1 protein-coding gene is annotated in these 1,319 nt (G+C 41.0%); it reads left to right on the top strand.

Annotated features, from left to right (window positions below):
* Positions 1-65: 65 nt before the first annotated feature.
* Positions 66-1,286 (top strand): IS256 family transposase, encoded by a 1,221-nt coding sequence (locus I6751_RS04755; protein WP_196590023.1) that lies wholly within the window; start codon positions 66-68, stop codon positions 1,284-1,286.
* Positions 1,287-1,319 lie beyond the last annotated feature (33 nt).

The raw sequence follows: 1,319 nt of genomic DNA, 5'->3' as shown, positions 1-1,319 counted from the left end.
GGTAGTGTAAAATAGTTTGTGCTTTTGAAAAAAATCTGTAGAATGAAGATATGGAGGTCAAAAGCATGGGACTATTAACGAAAGAACAAATTCGGGAACTCATTAAAGAACGAAACATAAAGACAACTAGCGATATTTCGGCAATGCTCAAGGATTTATTTAGTGAAACGATGCAGGAAATGCTGGAAACTGAAATGGATACGACTCTGGGCTATGGTAAAAATGAAAACTCTGCCAAACAAACCGACAATCGCCGCAACGGTCATAGCAAGAAGACTGTGGTTAGTGAATATGGCGATACCGAATTGCTTATTCCTCGCGATCGCGAAGGCGAACATGAACCTTTAATCGTAAGAAAACATCAGAAAAATTTGACCGGCATTGAAGAACAGATCATTGCCTTATACAGCAAGGGAATGACAGTTAGAGATGTTCAAGATCACCTAAATCAACTATATGGCATTACCGTATCGCCAACTTTGATTTCCAACGTAACCAATAAGCTCATGCCCTTGATCAAGGAATGGCAAAGTCGGCCACTGGAGAAGACCTATGCTGTCGTTTTTTTGGATGCGATTCATTATAAAGTGCGTCAGGAAGGCGCCATTGTAAACAAGGCTTCCTACATGGTTATTGGCATTGATTTAGACGGACGTAAAGACGTTTTGGGAATGTGGATTGGCGAACATGAAACCTCAAAGTTTTGGCTAGTCGTATTAAATGAGTTGAAAAACCGCGGCGTACAGGATGTTCTCATTTGCTGCGTTGACAATCTGAAGGGATTTAACGAAGCTATTGGAGCTTGTTTCCCTGAGGCCGAAATTCAAAAATGCATTGTTCATCAAATTCGTAATTCCATTCGCTATGTATCCTACAAGGATGTGAAGAAAGTACTGGCCGATTTAAAGCCGGTCTATACGGCGGCGTCGGAGCCGCTGGCACTAGAATTCTTGGAAAGCTTTGAAACGATATGGGGCAATAAATACCCCTTGATCGTCAATTCTTGGCGAGCTAACTGGTCAGAACTATCGACCTTTTTCAAGTACCCACCGGAGATTCGGAAAATTATTTATACAACTAATATGATTGAAAGCTACCATCGGCAGCTTCGGAAAGTAACGAAGGGAAAAAGCATTTTCCCTAATGACGAATCACTGCAGAAGATGCTCTATCTAGCTACTATGGACGTTCTAAGAAAATGGACGGGCCGGGTTCAAAATTGGGGACAAATTCTGCTGCAATTATCCGTTTTTTTCCCCGATAAAGTAAAATCTGCTTTATCTTAATTAGGAAAAAAGCACAAAACTATTTACAGACCC

This window comes from Pectinatus frisingensis, assembly GCF_015732285.1.
Lineage (GTDB): Bacteria > Bacillota > Negativicutes > Selenomonadales > Selenomonadaceae > Pectinatus > Pectinatus frisingensis.
This window is presented reverse-complemented; position numbering and strand designations above follow the sequence as displayed.

Bases quoted from the DNA above. Each gene is read 5' to 3' on its own strand.
- I6751_RS04755 (WP_196590023.1), top strand. From the start codon at position 66: ATGGGACTATTAACGAAAGAACAAATTCGGGAACTCATTAAAGAACGA.